We start from the raw sequence: 352 nt of genomic DNA on the forward strand, positions 1-352 counted from the left end.
TGTTGCCACGCAGATGACGCAGCTTTCCTACCGCAACGCTGCCAATGCAGAGGTCATTGCGCAGGACTGTTCACCATCGTCCAGGACTTTTGAGGTCATTGAAAGTCCCGAAGCTTGCGGAATTGATATCGATCTTCGAAGCGGCGTCGCGACCCTGAAGACCCAGCTTTTTTATGTGAATGAAGCCGGTGTTGAGGCGTTTGTCCGTGGTTGCGAGATGTCGCAAACCACCTTCGCAATCACGGAAAAAACGGATGCGTGTGCAATCGATATCGACATGGCAAGTAGCAAAGCTACGGTCATGGCGCAGATGGTTTTCACGGATCACAACGGCAAGGAAGTTGTTGCCCGC

Annotated in this window: 1 protein-coding gene; it reads left to right on the plus strand. The window is 52.6% G+C overall.

All coding sequences use genetic code 11. From position 1 onward, the window contains the following. On the plus strand, positions 1 to 352 hold a 352-nt coding region (locus E1297_RS48770), incomplete at both ends, for a hypothetical protein (RefSeq protein WP_196223078.1).

It is taken from the genome of Roseibium sp. RKSG952, from assembly GCF_009711355.1.